This window comes from Roseburia sp. AF22-2LB (assembly GCF_003461125.1).
Classification (GTDB): Bacteria; Bacillota; Clostridia; order Lachnospirales; family Lachnospiraceae; genus Roseburia_C; species Roseburia_C amylophila.
Genome location: NZ_QTWM01000005.1, coordinates 39088 through 55053 on the forward strand (window position 1 = coordinate 39088; position 15966 = coordinate 55053).

15 protein-coding genes are annotated in these 15966 nt (G+C 42.0%); 12 read left to right on the forward strand and 3 right to left on the reverse strand.

Going from position 1 to position 15966, the window contains the following annotated elements; translation table 11 throughout:
- The first annotated feature begins 8 nt into the window (after positions 1-8).
- Genes lon through DWX96_RS08795 form a run of 6 tightly spaced genes read left to right on the forward strand, consistent with a single transcriptional unit; the run spans position 9 to position 5917 of the window.
- On the forward strand, positions 9-2336 hold the full coding sequence (gene lon, locus DWX96_RS08770) for an endopeptidase La (RefSeq protein ID WP_118082993.1): 2328 nt from the start codon (positions 9-11) through the stop codon (positions 2334-2336).
- A 14-nt stretch (positions 2337-2350) separates the two neighbouring features.
- The gene (yihA, locus tag DWX96_RS08775) at positions 2351-2944 is read left to right on the forward strand and encodes a ribosome biogenesis GTP-binding protein YihA/YsxC (protein WP_022243441.1); all 594 of its coding nucleotides are present in this window, start codon (positions 2351-2353) and stop codon (positions 2942-2944) included.
- The gene (locus tag DWX96_RS08780) at positions 2934-3938 is read left to right on the forward strand and encodes a metal ABC transporter substrate-binding protein (RefSeq protein ID WP_118057269.1); all 1005 of its coding nucleotides are present in this window, start codon (positions 2934-2936) and stop codon (positions 3936-3938) included. Before yihA ends, DWX96_RS08780 begins: the two co-directional genes overlap by 11 nt.
- A complete protein-coding gene (locus DWX96_RS08785; RefSeq protein WP_022243439.1) occupies positions 3935-4681 on the forward strand; it encodes a metal ABC transporter ATP-binding protein in 747 nt (248 codons plus the stop codon). The genes DWX96_RS08780 and DWX96_RS08785 overlap by 4 nt, the downstream gene beginning before the upstream one ends.
- A complete protein-coding gene (locus tag DWX96_RS08790) occupies positions 4678-5493 on the forward strand; it encodes a metal ABC transporter permease (RefSeq protein ID WP_022243438.1) in 816 nt (271 codons plus the stop codon). The genes DWX96_RS08785 and DWX96_RS08790 overlap by 4 nt, the downstream gene beginning before the upstream one ends.
- Positions 5486-5917 carry a hypothetical protein gene (locus DWX96_RS08795; RefSeq protein ID WP_118057270.1) on the forward strand — a complete coding sequence of 144 codons (432 nt, stop codon included), beginning with the start codon at positions 5486-5488 and terminating at the stop codon, positions 5915-5917. The genes DWX96_RS08790 and DWX96_RS08795 overlap by 8 nt, the downstream gene beginning before the upstream one ends.
- On the opposite strand, the gene DWX96_RS08800 is transcribed toward DWX96_RS08795, so the two are convergent.
- On the reverse strand, positions 5823-7142 hold the full coding sequence (locus DWX96_RS08800) for a DNA polymerase Y family protein (RefSeq protein ID WP_118057271.1): 1320 nt from the start codon (positions 7140-7142) through the stop codon (positions 5823-5825). The two genes, DWX96_RS08795 and DWX96_RS08800, sit on opposite strands and share 95 nt — an antisense overlap.
- A gap of 165 nt (positions 7143-7307) precedes the next feature.
- Here DWX96_RS08800 and DWX96_RS08805 point away from each other — a divergent pair, with 165 nt between their 5' ends.
- Positions 7308-8066, forward strand: a complete 759-nt coding sequence (locus DWX96_RS08805; protein ID WP_118057272.1) for an adaptor protein MecA — start codon at positions 7308-7310, stop codon at positions 8064-8066.
- A gap of 18 nt (positions 8067-8084) precedes the next feature.
- On the forward strand, positions 8085-8468 hold the full coding sequence (locus tag DWX96_RS08810; protein WP_022243433.1) for a hypothetical protein: 384 nt from the start codon (positions 8085-8087) through the stop codon (positions 8466-8468).
- Between the two features lie 95 nt (positions 8469-8563).
- Here DWX96_RS08810 and proC read toward each other — a convergent pair whose 3' ends face one another.
- Both proC and DWX96_RS08820 read right to left on the reverse strand, forming a co-directional pair.
- The gene (proC, locus tag DWX96_RS08815; RefSeq protein ID WP_118057273.1) at positions 8564-9382 is read right to left on the reverse strand and encodes a pyrroline-5-carboxylate reductase; all 819 of its coding nucleotides are present in this window, start codon (positions 9380-9382) and stop codon (positions 8564-8566) included.
- An 81-nt stretch (positions 9383-9463) separates the two neighbouring features.
- Entirely contained in the window at positions 9464-10258 is a 795-nt protein-coding gene (locus DWX96_RS08820; RefSeq protein ID WP_022243431.1) for an enoyl-CoA hydratase-related protein, read from the reverse strand.
- Between the two features lie 691 nt (positions 10259-10949).
- Between DWX96_RS08820 and DWX96_RS08825 the strand changes: the two genes are divergently transcribed.
- The 4 genes from DWX96_RS08825 to DWX96_RS08840 all read left to right on the forward strand — a co-directional run bounded on the left by DWX96_RS08825 (position 10950) and on the right by DWX96_RS08840 (position 15866).
- Positions 10950-12119, forward strand: a complete 1170-nt coding sequence (locus DWX96_RS08825) for a pyridoxal phosphate-dependent aminotransferase (RefSeq protein ID WP_118057338.1) — start codon at positions 10950-10952, stop codon at positions 12117-12119.
- Positions 12120-12238: 119 nt separating this feature from the next.
- Entirely contained in the window at positions 12239-13327 is a 1089-nt protein-coding gene (gene mutY, locus DWX96_RS08830) for an A/G-specific adenine glycosylase (protein WP_118057274.1), read from the forward strand.
- 346 nt (positions 13328-13673) lie between these two features.
- The gene (glf, locus tag DWX96_RS08835; protein WP_022243429.1) at positions 13674-14819 is read left to right on the forward strand and encodes a UDP-galactopyranose mutase; all 1146 of its coding nucleotides are present in this window, start codon (positions 13674-13676) and stop codon (positions 14817-14819) included.
- A gap of 30 nt (positions 14820-14849) precedes the next feature.
- Positions 14850-15866 (forward strand): glycosyltransferase family 2 protein, encoded by a 1017-nt coding sequence (locus tag DWX96_RS08840; protein ID WP_117698548.1) that lies wholly within the window; start codon positions 14850-14852, stop codon positions 15864-15866.
- Positions 15867-15966 lie beyond the last annotated feature (100 nt).

The window sequence follows — 15966 nt, forward strand, 5'->3', positions numbered from 1 at the left end:
AGAAAAAGATGAGCAGGACAGTAATTCATTTACCGGCAGTTGCACTTCGTGGAATGACCATTCTGCCGGGAATGGTGGCTCATTTTGATATTAGCAGGGACCGTTCCATTCATGCCATAGAAGAGGCGATGGTTGGAGACCAGAAAATATTCCTGATTACACAGCAGGATGCTTCCGTAGAGGAGCCGGCCAGGGATGATTTATATCAGATTGGTGTTATTGCTGAAGTAAAGCAGGTAATAAAGATGCCAAATGAAATCGTGCGTGTTTTGGTAGAAGGATTGGAAAGAGGCGAGTTAGCCTCTTTTCTGTCACAGGAGAAGTATCTGATGGCAGAGGTCATCCTTTTTGATGAAAAAACGGCAGAAGAGGAAGAACTGATGCCGGAAGCGAAGGAAGCAATGCTTCGCTGTATCAGGGAAACCGTACTGAAATATCAAAAAGCCAATGGACATATGAGCAAAGAATTCTTACGTCAGGTAGAAGAACAGCAGGACGTTGGAACTTTGATGCAGCAGGTTGCATACAATCTGCCGCTTTATTATACCCAGAAACAGAAAATCTTAGAGGCAGTAGATCTCACTTCCCAGTATGAGACTTTAATGGCAATTCTGCTGAATGAGATCGAAGTGATTTCCTTAAAGAATGAATTTCAGGCGAAGGTGAAAGAACGCGTGGATAAGAATCAGAAGGAATATCTTTTGCGGGAACAGATGAAACTGATTCGGGAAGAACTAGGTGAGGATAATACACAGTCAGATGCGGAACACTTTTTAGAGGAAGTAAAGAAACTGAAGGCAGATAAGACGGTTAAAGAGAGAATTAAAAAAGAGATTGAGCGTTTTAAGAATATTGCATCCAGTTCTTCGGAAAGTGCAGTCAGCAGAGGCTATATTGAGACATTACTGGAACTGCCATGGAATAAGGCTTCTAAGGATAATAAAGATTTAGCTAATGCAGAGAAAATTTTAGACGAAGACCACTACGGACTGGAAAAAGTAAAAGAGCGTATGCTGGAATTCTTAGCAGTCCGGAATCTGACTCATAAAGGAGAAAGTCCAATTATCTGTCTGGTGGGACCTCCTGGAACCGGCAAGACAAGCATTGCCCGTTCTGTGGCAAAAGCATTGAATAAAAAGTATGTCAGAATCTGTCTCGGCGGTGTCCGTGATGAGGCAGAGATTCGTGGACACAGAAAGACCTATGTGGGGGCAATGCCGGGCAGAATTATCAATGGTTTAAAGAGTGCCGGAGTAAAGAACCCGCTGATGCTTTTAGATGAGATTGATAAAGTAAGCAGTGATTATAAGGGAGATACATCTTCTGCACTGCTGGAAGTATTGGATAATGAGCAGAACAGCCATTTCAGGGACCACTATGTGGAGCTTCCGGTAGATTTGTCTGAGGTATTGTTTATTGCGACAGCCAATTCCGTACAGACAATACCAAGACCTCTGTTAGACCGTATGGAGCTGATTGAGGTAAGCAGTTATACGGAAAATGAAAAGGCTCACATTGCAAAAGAACATCTTATAGCAAAGCAGATTGAGAAAAATGGCTTAAAGGAATCAGAGCTTACATTCCAGAATGGTGCAATTGAGCTGCTGATTCGCAGCTATACAAGAGAAGCCGGTGTGCGTAACTTAGAACGCAAAATCGGTGAAATTTGCAGAAAAGCAGCAAGAGAGATTTACGAGGGCAAGAAAAAGAAAGTTACTATAAGCACAAAGAACTTAGAACATTATCTTGGCAAAGAGAAATATACCTTTGATAAGAAGAATGAGAAGGACGAGGTTGGTATTGTCCGGGGACTGGCATGGACCAGTGTCGGTGGTGATACATTAGAAATTGAAGTAAATGTAATGCCGGGAAAAGGTGAATTTAAACTGACAGGACAGCTTGGCGATGTCATGAAAGAGTCTGCACAGGCTGGAATCAGTTATATCCGTTCTGTCAGTGAGCAGTATCAGATACCGGACGATTTCTTTACCAAACATGATATACATATCCACATTCCGGAAGGAGCCGTACCAAAGGATGGACCGTCCGCCGGTGTTACCATGGCAACCGCAATGCTTTCTGCCATTACCGGGAAAAAGGTGCGTGCTGATGTTGCCATGACAGGAGAGATTACCCTCCGCGGCAGAGTGCTTCCGATTGGTGGATTAAAAGAGAAAACATTAGCAGCGAAAAATGCCGGTATCCGGACAGTCTGTGTGCCGGGAAAAAATGAAAAAGATATCGAGGAACTCTCAGCAGAGATTAAAAAGGATTTAGAAATTGTCTATGCAGATACCATCGAAGATATCTTAAAGGTTGCTTTTGTAAAAGAGTAGTAAAGGAGCAGAAAATGGTTATAAAAGAAGTAAACTTGGAAACGGTGTGTGGTGTTACCAGTAAGCTTCCGGAGAATACATTGCCGGAGGTGGCATTTGCAGGAAAATCCAATGTTGGAAAGTCGTCATTAATTAATGCACTGATGAACCGGAAATCCCTTGCAAGAACCTCTGCACAGCCGGGAAAGACACAGACCATTAATTTCTATAATATCAATGATGCCATGTATCTGGTGGATTTGCCGGGATATGGTTATGCGAAAGTAGCAGAGAGTGAGAAAGCAAAATGGGGTAAAATGATTGAAAATTATCTGCATACCTCAAAGCAGCTGCGCCGGGTATTCTTATTAATTGATATCAGGCATGACCCGTCTGCCAATGATAAACTGATGTATGACTGGATTATCCATCAGGGCTTTGATCCGGTTATTGTGGCAACCAAGCTGGACAAGCTGAAGAGAAGCCAGGTGCCAAAATGTATCAAGGCAGTAAAAGAAGGTCTGAAAGTAAAACCTGGGACGGTAATTGTTCCGTTTTCTGCAGTAACCAAGCAGGGCAGGGAAGAAATCTGGCAGATTATGGATGAGGCTGTTGGCTATGAAGAATAAATATGTATTTGTTACGGTTCTTCTGCTGGTACTTTTATTGACTGGTGCAGGACTGACACAATTATATGTAAAAGAAGAGACAAAACAGCAGGATAGTGAACTTACGGTAGTAACATCCTTTTATCCGATGTATATTGCAGCAATGAATGTCATCGGAGACACTCCGGGTGTGGATTTGCAGAATCTCAGTGAGCCGCAGACCGGCTGCCTTCACGATTACCAGCTGACTCCGGCAGACATGAAGCTCCTTTCCGGTGCAGATGTGTTTATTGTAAATGGTGGCGGAATAGAATCTTTTTTATCGGATGTGGCAGCAGATTATAAGAATCTTTCCATTGTAAATGCCTGCGAGGGACTTAATCTTTTGTCCGAAGAGGATGAAGGAGAGGAACATGCTCACGGAGATGCCCATGAAGATGCTGCAGAGGAGCATATCCACGGAGATACCGAGGATACTCATGAAGATGGGCACAATCACGGAGATGTGAATGCCCATGCATGGATGAGCATTGCGTTATATAAACAGCAGGTGGAAAATATTTTAGAAGGTCTTTGCAGGATAGATCCGAAGCATCAGGATGCCTATGAAAGCAATGCAAAGGAGTATCTGGCAAAGCTTGAGGATTTAGAGAGAGAGCAGCAGTCCTTAAAGGAAGAATTATCAGGAAAGCATATTGTTATTTTCCATGAAGCCTATGCCTATGTGGCAGAGGACTACGATATGGAGATTTCCTATACCATGGATTTGGATGAGGAGCGTCAGGTCAGTGCCGGTGAAGTGGCAGATGTGATGGGAGCCATTGAAAAGAATGATATATTAGTGGTGCTGGCAGAAGAACTCTATGGCAAAGATATGGGAGATACGGTAGAACGGGAGACCGATGCGAAAGTATGTTATCTTGATACCTTAACCCGCGGGGAGTATGAAAAGGACAGCTATCTTGATGCAATGAGACATAATATGGAACTGCTGAAGGAGGCTTTTGCAGAATGAGAAAAATAGTAAAACCATGTGGACTGCATTGTATCCGGATTAACCATCTGGGTGTTACTATTGGAGAACAGCAGATATTGTCAGATGTGAATCTGCATATTCATTGTGGAACACTGACGGTACTGATTGGTCGGAACGGAGCAGGAAAATCAACTCTGATCCGGGCTATTTTAAATGACATTCCACACACGGGAAGCATTGAATTTAAGGACAGGGAAAATGGTCATATCCAGAAGCTTAAGATTGGTTATGTACCACAGAATCTAAATATCGAGAAATCCACTCCGGTCAGTGTCTATGATATGATTGCAAGCTATCAGTCCAACCGGCCGGTATTTTTATATAAGAGCAAAAAGCTATATCAGGAAATCAAAGAAAGCTTAAAAATGTTTGAAGCCGAGCATTTGATTGACAAGCAGGTATGTAATCTTTCCGGTGGGGAATTACAGCGTGTACTTCTTTCCATGGCAGTGATGGATGAACCGAATCTGCTGCTTTTGGATGAGCCGGTGTCTGGTATTGACCAGAATGGTATGGAGTTATTTTACCGGAATATCGAATATCTGAAGGAAAATTTTGACCTGGCAGTTTTGCTGATTTCCCATGATCTTGATTATGTAAGAAAATATGCAGACCATGTGGTTCTCATAGATGGCAAAGTGCTGACCCAGGGAACACCGAAGGAAGTCTATGACAGTGATGCTTTTAAACAGGTATTTACAGATATGGAGGTGCGGGGATGATAGAATTTTTTACCGCGTGGTGGTCTTATGGATTTATGCGGAATGCATTTATCGCAATCCTGATTATCACACCATTGTTTGGAATCCTTGGAACCATGATTGTAAATAACAAAATGGCATTTTTCTCAGATGCATTAGGTCATTCTGCATTGACGGGAATTGCTCTTGGCGTTGTGATGGGAGTTGCAGATACGACCTTATCCATGATTATTTTTGCAGTAATTTTTGCATTATTACTAAACTATATCAGCAGTAAAGCATCGGCATCCAGAGATACGATTATCTCCGTTTTTTCTTCAGCGTGTATTGCTGTGGGACTGGCCATCTTATCGAAAGGTGGCAATTTCAGCAAATATTCCAGTCTTTTGGTAGGTGATGTTTTAAGCATCTCTAAAAAGGAAATTATTTATCTGATTCTGATTTTTGCGGCAACACTGATTTTCTGGGGCGTGGCATTTAATAAGTTAAATGCGGTAAGCCTGCACCGGGCGCTGGCAAAGAGCCGGGGAATCCGGGTGAAGCTGATAGAAAATATTTTTGCAATTTTTATTGCATTAATTGTAATGCTTTCCATTAAATGGATTGGAATTTTGATCATCAATGCACTGCTGATTCTTCCGGCAGCAGCAAGCCGGAATATTTCGGTCAACATGCGGGAATATCATTTATTTTCCGTTATCTTTTCCCTGTTTTCGGGATTGCTCGGATTGATGATTTCCTATTTTACCAATGTTGCAACCGGTCCGATGATTGTGATTGTAGCAGCCATCATTTATTTTGCAACTTATGTATACGGAAGGAGAAATGCATGATGAGAACCACGAAAAAAGGAAGAAAAGGCGCACTTTTACTTACCTTTCTTCTGGCAGGAAGTTTACTGCAATCCGCTATGAGAATGAAAGTAAGAGTTACATTATAGATAAAGGGGCATTTCAGATGCCTTATGGTGAGGATACGACGGTGCAGGCACAGCTTGACGACTGGATTGCACAAGAGGATGGAAGTTATCTTGTGACGGCCTCCCTCTTAACCTATGGTGATGCAGAGGGAAGCAGTAACAGAACCTTCCAGTTTATATTAAACGATAATGGATATAAGGATGAACTTCCGGATCCATTATTCTACTATACCATCTCAAACGTCAGTCTGATGGATGATTCTTTTTCGGATCTGACTCAGGAGACGGAAGAAAACTCCCCCGGACAAGAGCCTTCGACCCAAAACGTTTCCGAATAGAATCAATGGCTGCATCCAGTTGCTTTTGCTTATTGGCAGAAGGCATCTGGGTGCAGCTTTTTTTATTGCCATCTGGGAGCGGACTACCGGAAGCTGTACTTTCTGTGGAAATCATGGCAGATGCCGATGAATCGGCTGTATAATCAAAAATAGAAAGCTGCACCGGTGCATCTTCAGGAAGCAGACGGCTGGTACGGATGCCAAGGAGCCGGACAGGTTCCTTATTCCAGAGCTGCTGGAAAAGGGAAACGGCAGTTTTATAAAGGGCATCTGTAGTATTTGTGGCTGAGAGGAGACTGCACTGGTGGGAAGTATTGGTAAAATCATGGTAGCGGATTTCTACCGTGATACTCTGGGCTAACATTTTTTCTTTCCGAAGGCGCATGGATACAGATTCGGAAAGAGAGAGCAGAACCTTTTTTGCATCTGCTAAGGTGCGGGCGTCCTCCTTTAAAGTGGTGGAATTGCCAATCCCCTTGGCTTCCCGCTTGGTAGAATGCACATGGTCATCTCCGATTCCATTGGCATATTCCCACATCAGTGTGCCGTGGCTTTTGAATTCCTGCCGGAGGTAATCCGGGTCAGTGGATGCAAGTTCTCCGATGGTACGGATGCCAAGTGCTTTCAACCGGGCAGCACTGGAATGCCCTACCATGTAGAGATCATCCACCGGAAGCGGCCACATTTTTTTTGCAATTTCATCCGGAAAAAGAGTGTGAATCCGATCCGGCTTGGTAAAATCACTTGCCATCTTCGCCAGAAGCTTATTTGGAGCAATTCCAATATTAACGGTAAAACCAAATCGTGATTTAATATTTGCAGAAATGATTTTGGCTGCTGCAAGAGGAGATTCATACCGGTGGGCAATGGGCGTAAAGTCAAGAAAACATTCATCTATGGAAAGCTGCTCGATATCATCGGTGTAGGTATGTAGTAGTTCCATAAGTGCATGGCTTTTTCTCTGGTACATGGCATGATCCGGCGGAACCAGCATAAGGGTAGGACATTTACGTAAAGCATTGGCAACCGGTTCGCCGGTGACAATCTTATAGGCTTTGGCAGGCACAGACTTGGCAAGAACCACACCGTGTCTTGTAGCAGAGTCACCGCCAATAATTGCCGGTATAGTGCGGATATCTAAAGTTTCACCATGCTCTAGGCGGTCAACAGCACTCCAGCTTAAAAAAGCAGAATTGACATCAATATGAAAGATAATCCGGTGCATAATGCTCCTCCTTTACCGTATTATGGAATTGCCGGCTGTTTACGGGCTTAATACCTTGGATACCTATATTATAAAAGCTTTCCGGTTGAAAAGAAAGGGCTTTTAGTGTATAGTAAGGTTACAAATAAGGGAAAACGCAGCGAGAATAATGGCAGGTGATTGTTTATGAGATTTAAAAGAATCGATGTGGATACGGTGCGCTGTATTATTTCAGAAGAAGAATTAATGGAAAATGGACTGGAAGTAGATGATTTTCTGCAGAATGACGGAAGAACAGAATCGTTTCTGCGTAAGATTATTTCCATGGCAGAAGAAGAGGTCGGATATAAAGTACAGGGTGGAAATATTACCATTCAGGTTGCAGTACTGCCGGAGCATACGCTGGCACTTACTTTTTCGGAGAAGCCGGAGCTTGGCATCAGCAATATGTTGGAAAATTTGAAGTCTGCAGTAGAAAGTCTGGTTAAGAATGCTCCTGATATTGAAAAGCTGAAACAGACGTCAAAAGAGCTGGCAAATCAGAATCATACGGATGAAGGCATTGCAGAAATACAGCCGGAGCAGTCAGATTCCAAGGCAGAAGAAAGCACAGATAAGAAACAGTCTACCGGTGGCTTTACACTAAAAGACCGGAATTTTTATCAGCTTTGCTTTGCAAGCATGGAACGTGCAATTTGTTATGCCAAGGGCGTCCGTCTGGAACTGCCGATGAAGAGCAGTCTTTATTATCTGACCAGAGAGGATGCTTATTATCTTTTGCTTGAGAAGGGAGAACTTAGTGATAAACAGCTTTGTCGTCTTTTAAGTGCTTCTTTGGAATTTGCAGATGATATTTATGCGCATGGACCGACCCGGGCATATATTATGGAGCATGGAAAATGCATTTTGCCGGAGCAGGCGTTAGAACATTTACAGGAAATTTAGACAGACAGAGGAATTGGAATGGAAGAATATAAAGATAAAGCATCTTTTGAAGAATTTTTTAAGCAGAACTATGTCCCACTGGATTATAAATCCATTCGGAATGAGATGCGGGAGGCAGCCGGAGATGGCTGGAGCCTTTTTACCGATGAATACAAATTCCGTGGAAAGATAGATAAGAAAGATTTTATTGTGCATATGACAGGCGATGCCTACTGCACTTTTGAAGAGATTGTGGAAAATGCAATTGATGAGTTGAACAGCGGAATCCTTGACATTGTGATGGAAATCGGCAATGAGATGGAATTTGACAACGATACAGCAGAAATTTATTTTGATACCATTGAAAAGCAGTTGAAGGAAATGTTAGATGCCCTTTATGATGATGTGCTTAAAGATTTATAAAAGCAGGTAAAATAAACAGTAAAGATAGAAAAGACCCCGGAAGAACGATTGTATTGTAAATTAGTTCTTCCGGGGTTTCTTATATGTCTTTAATATCAATCGGAGAGTTTGCTCATGGCACGGGATTTTTCAGAGCAGGCATTCTGGGCAGCAATTACGGTGCTGCGGAAGGAGCCTTCCTCTAATTTAGCCACAGCAGCAATGGTAGTTCCGGCCGGGGAGCAGACTGCATCCTTTAATTCGCCCGGATGTTTACCGGTCTCTAATACCATTTTAGCTGCACCAAGAACGGACTGGGCAGCAAATTTATAAGCCTGGGCACGCGGCATACCGTCATTAACAGCTGCGTCAGCCATTGCTTCAATAAACATATAGGCATAAGCCGGTGAGGAACCACTGACTCCGACTACGGCATCCATAAGACTTTCCGGTACAATTTCTGCTTTACCAAAGCTTTCAAAGAGAGAGACAACCATTTTGGTTTCTTCTTCTGTGATATGCTCATTTGGGGTAATGGCAGACATGGCTTCCTGAACCATAGCCGGTGTATTTGGCATGGTACGAACCAGTTTAATATCTTTGCTGAATAAAGATTCAATCCGTGAAATGGTCTGTCCGGCAGCAATGGCAACTATGATTTTGTCATCGGTAACACTGTCTTTGATTTCTTTGATGATTGTTTCATAAAGATATGGTTTTACAGCAAGAAAAATGATATCGGATTCTACAGCAACAGTCTCATTGTCTAAGGTGGTGCGGATACCATACTGCTCAGAAAGTGTATCCAGTGTGGCCTGGGTTTTCGCACTGGCAATCAGGTGGCTGGCAGGAACCAGACCGGAAGAGATAATTCCGCCAATCATGGCACGACCCATATTACCGCTTCCGATAAAACCAATTTTTTTATCTAACATGATGCATTCTCCTTTTATGAAAGGGGATATCCCAGATGCTACTGGAATATCCCCTTTGATATTGTCTAAGTATAAGTTCAATTAGAAATCTGTTAAGTCAGCGGCTCTTCTCTCTAAGAAAGCACTCATGCCTTCTTTTTTATCATGGGTAGAGCAGGTTACGCCAAACAGGTTAGCTTCCATTTCAACAGCATTCTTGATATCCATATCATATCCGTTGTTGATAGCAGCTTTTGCGATAGATACTGCATAGCTTCCTTTAGAGATAATTTTCTCTGCCATAGCTTTTGCGGTTGGCATTAATTCTTCTTTTGCAACAACTTTGTTTACAAGTCCGATGCGGTATGCTTCGTTTGCATCAATGTTATCGCAGGTGAAGATCATTTCTTTTGCACGTCCCATGCCAACAAGACGGGCAAGTCTCTGTGTACCACCGAATCCTGGGATGATTCCAAGACCACACTCAGGCTGTCCGAATACTGCGTTGTCAGAAGCAATACGGATATCACATGCCATAGAAATTTCGCATCCGCCACCTAAAGCGAATCCATTAACAGCAGCGATAGTTACCTGTCTCATATTCATTAATTTAAAGAATGGAACAGAAGCTTTCATACCGAATGCTCTTGCTTCAGCAGCAGAGAAGTTAACCATCTCAGCGATGTCAGCACCAGCAACGAAAGATTTGAATTCGTTACCTTTCTTATCAGCACCACCGGTTAAGATAACGACTTTGATATCGTCTCTTCCTTCAATTTCGGTAAGAACAGTGTTCAGTTCATCCAATGTTTCGGAATTCAATGCGTTTAATGCTGCAGGTCTGGTAATAGTAAGAACTGCAATTTCGTTTTCAACTGTTAAAGTTAAGTTGTTCATGAAATAGGACCCTCCTGATTGATAAATTATTAACAATGTTTCAATACTTATAATGGTATAACTTTTGGTGGGATTTGTCAATAAAAACTGGTATTTTACAGGGATTGTGCTACAATAGGAAAAGACTTGTCATGTGATTACGCAATGGTTTTTGTGAGAAAGCGGATTTTTGGAATTTTAAGCAGCTTTTCTATAGTCTTTTTAGAAATCAGAATGCCACAATTCTACAAAAGCGCTTTTTTCTCTTGGGATAATGCCTGTTTTTCCAATGTTTGACCGGATGCCTTCTAGGGTTCGCCTGAATACGGATATCATTTAGGTGCCTTGCTAGCAGCTCTTGGCATTTCTTTTGTCAACTGGCAATCCTGGCACATGGATGTGCCAGGAAGGCGCATTGGAGCACGGATGTGACTATGCGCCGGTTGCCGGAAAAACAGCTTTATAAGCAGAAATGCCTAGAGCTGCTTAAAGGTGCCTTAGATATCCGTAACAGGCGGACCCTAGAAGGCATCCGGTCAAAGCAGGCGGCAAAACAGACAACAATAAGAAAAAAGCACTTTTAAGAATTGTATACATTCTGCTTTCAACAAAAAATCTTATAGAAAAGCTGCTTAAAATTCGAAAACCACTGCTTCTAAAAAATAATTGCGTAATTACATGACAGGACTTGTACAAAGAGAGGTCAATGAAAATGAAAGATACAAAATCATACTTATCAAAAATCGTACAGGATATGCCGGATTCCGGAATCAAGGATTTCTTTGATGTGGCAAATACCATGGAAGGTGCACTTTCACTGGGTGTAGGCGAACCGGATTTCCCGACACCGGAGCATGTAAGAGAGGCAGCGATTGCTTCTATAAAAAAGGGGGATACCAAATACACCGATAACCGCGGAACGGTAGAACTGCGTGCAGCGGCAGCGGATTATCTGACAAAATTTGATTTGCATTATGATAAACAGGACGAAATACTGATTACTATGGGGGCCAGCGAAGGAATTGATTTAGCTCTTCGGACACTGGTGAATCCGGGGGAGGAAGTCTTAGTGGCAGAACCTTCCTACGTTTCCTATATTCCATGTATTGAATTATGTGGCGGTGTTCCGGTATCATTAAAATTAAGAGCGGAGAATAAATTCCGTCTGACCAGAGAACAGTTAGAGGAAAAGATAACGGAGAAATCCAAAGTCTTACTGATTTCCTATCCGAACAATCCGACCGGAGCCATTATGGAAAAGGAAGATTTAGAGGCAATCGCAGAAGTGGTAAAGGAACATGATTTGTTCGTGATTACCGATGAAATCTATGCAGAATTAACCTATGGAAAGAAACATGTTTCCATCGCATCCCTTCCGGGTATGTATGAGCACTGCGTTGTATTAAACGGATTTTCCAAAGCATTTGCCATGACCGGATGGCGTATGGGAATTGCAGCAGGACCAAAGGATGTTATTTTCCATATGAATAAAATACATCAGTTTACAACTATGTCAGCAGGAACCACCAGCCAGTATGCGGCATTGGAAGCATTGACCAGTCCGGTGAGAGATGAAGAGATTGCAGTCATGCGGGAAGAGTATGATGCCAGAAGAACACTGATGGTAGAGGGATTCCGTAAGATGGGATTAGCCGTAGCAGAACCGGAAGGCGCATTCTATGTATTTCCGGACATTCGAAAAACAGGATTTACCAGTGAAGAATTCTGTAACCGCCTGTTGCAGGAACAGAAGGTAGCCGTTATCCCGGGAAATGCCTTCGGTACATGCGGAGAAGGCTTTGTACGATGCTCCTATGCATATTCGCAGGATGTCATTCGTGCCTGTCTGGAGAAAATTGCTGAATTCGTAGCACAGTTCTAATAATTGGAAAATTATTATATGATGCATTTGATTTACGTGAGTAGATGGTATTGTTGATAAGATACCCGGACTGCCGGAATATTAGCAATAACCACGAAATAGAATTAGAAAGAGGAACCATGAGAGAACCATTTGACCTGACAACCCTGATAGAACCATTATTAAATTGGTTTAAAGACCATGCCAGAGTGTTGCCCTGGCGCAATGAGCCGACTCCATACCGGGTGTGGGTGTCTGAAATTATGCTGCAGCAGACCAGAGTGGAAGCGGTAAAACCATATTTTGACCGGTTTTTAAAGGAACTGCCGGATGTAGCAGCACTTTCAGAATGCCCGGAGGAGAAGCTTTTGAAACTCTGGGAAGGACTTGGATACTACAACCGGGTGAGAAATATGCAGATTGCAGCACAGACGGTCATGGAGAATTATCATGGAGAGCTTCCGGCAGATTATGAGGCACTGACAAAGTTGAAAGGAATTGGTCATTATACGGCAGGAGCCATCGCATCTATCGCATTTGGCATTCCGGTACCGGCGGTGGATGGAAATGTGCTCCGTGTCATATCCCGGGTAACAGAGGATGATGCGGATATCATGAAAGCATCTGTGCGGACGGCAATGGAGAAGGACTTATTGGAAATTATGCCGGAAAACAGGGCGGGAGCTTTTAACCAGGCACTGATGGAGCTTGGTGCAACGGTATGTCTGCCGAATGGGGCACCTTTATGCGAAGCATGTCCTTGGAAAGAAGTCTGCCGGGCACAAAAGAGCGGACGCTGGAGAGAACTTCCGGTAAAGAGCAAGGCGAAGGCAAGAAGGATAGAGGACAGAACAGTTCTTGTTATAAAGGCAGAGGATAAGGTCCTTTTGCATAAACGGGCCAACAAGGGACTTTTAGCTGGACTCTATGAATTTCCAAATGTGGAAGGGCATCTTAAGGAAGAGGAAGTTATTACCTATCTTAAGAAAATGGGGTTGTCACCGATTCGTTTGAAAAAATTAGAAGACAGCAGGCATATTTTTTCCCATATTGAATGGCATATGACAGGATATGCAGTGCAGATTGATGAGACAGAGCAGGAGTATCAGAATATGCTCTTTGTGGATGTGAAAGAAACGGAAGAACAGTATCCGATTCCGGCAGCATTTTCCAGATACACGGGATATATGAACATTCGTCTTGGAAATGACAGATATAAGGAAGAATAGCAGAAAAGCCATAGAAAAAAGAGGGAGCCGGTGATTTTCACCGGCCTTTCATATGAAAAAGATTTTTTATGGTAAGTGTTAAAAACACTATTTTTTGGGAGGAACCTTGCATCAGCTGCAAGGTCTATGAAAAAATAAAATTATCGCTTTTTTCTTTCTCAGCTTAGTTATAGTATAAAAGCAGAATGTGAAAACAATATGCCCGGATTGTTAGAAGGCTGTAAATAAAATATGAATAAATTGTAAACGAAGTGCCTTAAAGAAATCCTAAGAAAAAATGAATTGGAAAACAAATGACAAATGTGTATAATTGAATGAGGATTACCAAGGGGGAAGGAGAACAGAAATGTACGACAGCATTGTAATCGGAGCCGGAATCGCCGGCAGTGTGGCAGCAAGAAAGCTGGCAGAAGAAGGAAAGCAGAAGGTTCTTTTATTGGAACGGAGAAATCATATTGCAGGAAACTGTTATGACAGACCGGATGACCATGGAATTGTAATACATGAATATGGTCCACATATTTTTCATACAAATAAGGAAGAAGTATATCAGTATCTGTCAAGATTTACAGACTGGTATTTCTTTGGTCATGAGGTAGTAGCAAATGTGCATGGGACACTGATTCCGGTACCATTTAACCTGAATACTTTACATATGGTTTATGGGAAAGAGCAGGCAGACCGGTTAGAGCAGAAGCTGATTGCCGCATACGGAGAGGGAAGCCGGGTTCCGATTATGAAATTACGGGAAAATGAAGATGCAGATATCCGGAAGATTGCGGATTATGTATACGAAAATGTTTTCCTTTATTATACGATGAAGCAGTGGGGGCAGAAACCAGAGGAGATAAGCCCGGAAGTAACAGGACGTGTGCCGGTGCTGATTTCTTATGATAACAGATATTTCCAGGATAAATATCAGGGTATGCCAAAGGAAGGTTATACCGCAATGTTCGAAAAGATGTTAGACCATCCGGATATTGAGGTGAGGACTGGTGTAGATGCCGGAGAGGTACTGAAATTTACAGAGGACGGCATTTATTTTGATGGAAAGAAATTCGAAGGAAATGTCATTTATACCGGAGCACTGGATGAGTTGTTTGCATGCTGTTATGGAAGGCTGCCATATCGTTCACTCCGCTTTGATTTTGAATATTATGACAAACCGGATTATCAGGGACACAGTGTTGTAAATTATACGGTAAGCGAGGATTATACCAGAATTACGGAGTTTAAGTATCTGACCGGGCAGCAGGCAGATGGAACCACGATTGTAAAGGAATATCCATTTGCATACAGTGGAGCAGAAGGAGAGATTCCTTATTATGCCATTTTAAATGAAGAAAATCAGTCATTATATGAAAAATATAAAGCACTGACCGGAAAATATCCGAATATGCATCTTTTGGGAAGACTGGCAGAATACAAATATTATAATATTGATGCCATGACAGAGAAAGCATTAGAACTTACCAAAGAACTTTTAAAATAAAATGTTTCGAAAAACGATTGGAGAAAAAGAATGAAATTATTATCAGTAACCATTCCATGTTACAATTCACAGGATTATATGGAACATTGTATTGAAACACTGCTGACAGGTGGAGAAGATGTGGAGATTTTAATCGTAGATGACGGCTCAAAGGATGCAACAGCAGAGATTGCTGACCGTTATCAGAAGAAATATCCTACTATTATTAAGGCAATCCATCAGGAAAATGGTGGACACGGTGCAGCTGTAAATACCGGTATTGCCAATGCAACCGGACTGTATTTTAAAGTGGTAGACAGTGATGACTGGGTAGATGAAGAGAGCTATCACAAGATTCTTGCTAAATTACGGGAACTTGTGGGCGGAAGTACTACTCTTGATATGTTTATCAGCAATTTCGTATATGAGAAGCAGGGCGCAGAGCATAAAAAAGTAATGAAATATACCAGAATGTTCCCGGAAAATGAAGTCTTTACCTGGTCTGATGTAAGGCATATCAGCAAGGGGCATTATATTCTGATGCATTCTGTTATTTACCGTACCCAGTTATTAAAGGATTGCGGACTTGAGCTGCCAAGACACACCTTCTATGTGGATAATCTTTTTGTATACAATCCGTTGCCATATGTAAAGACCATGTATTATATGAATGTGGATTTCTATCGTTATTTTATCGGAAGGGAAGACCAGTCTGTCAATGAAAAGGTTATGATTGGAAGAATTGATCAGCAGATTAAGGTAAATAAACTGATGATAGAAGAAGTGAATTTGTGGAAAATTGCAAACCCAAAATTAAGAAAATATATGTTTAATTACCTTGAAATTATTACTGTAGTATCAACAGTACTTTGCCTGCGTTCCGAGACAGAAGAAAATCTCATGAAGAAACGGGAACTGTGGTCTTATATCAAAGGTTATGATCTTCGTCTCTTCCATCATTTAAGAAGGGGGATTTTAGGACAGTCCATGAATCTTCCGGGTAAGGGTGGAAGAAAGATTTCCGTTGCAGCATATAAGCTGACCCAGAAGATTGTCGGATTTAACTAAGCTGAAAGAAAAAATGTGAATAAACGAGCGTAGGTTTGTAGAAAAGAAAAACAACAGAGGGCATTATTGCTTATATAAAGAAACCACCTTATACCGGAAA